This is a genomic window from Prevotella sp. OH937_COT-195 (assembly GCF_003932845.1).
Lineage (GTDB): Bacteria > Bacteroidota > Bacteroidia > Bacteroidales > Bacteroidaceae > Prevotella.
In genome coordinates, this window is the sequence record NZ_RQZH01000179.1 from 1 (window position 1) to 367 (window position 367).

Sequence of the window (367 nt, forward strand, 5' to 3'; positions counted from 1 at the left end):
CCTTAGGACCGTTATAGTTACGGCCGCCGTTCACTGGGGCTTCAATTCGGAGCTCTCACTCCTCCTCTTAACCTTCCAGCACTGGGCAGGTGTCAGCCCATATACATCGCCTTCCAGCTTAGCATAGACCTGTGTTTTTGTTAAACAGTTGCTTGAGCCTCTTCACTGCGACCCTCGAGCGCTTTGTATCGCATGGATACTAACACCCAAGGGCTCCTCTTCTCCCGAAGTTACGAGGTTATTTTGCAGAGTTCCTTAACGAGAGTTAGCCTGTCCGCCTTAGATTTCTCATCCTGACCACCTGTGTCGGTTTACAGTACGGGCAGTCATATATTAACGCTAGAAGCTTTTCTTGGCAGCGTGGGAT

The 367-nt window shown here is 50.1% G+C and carries 1 rRNA gene; it reads right to left on the bottom strand.

The features are described 5' to 3' along the window. Positions 1 to 367: ribosomal RNA gene (locus EII32_RS11805) — 23S ribosomal RNA — on the bottom strand; the annotation flags it as partial.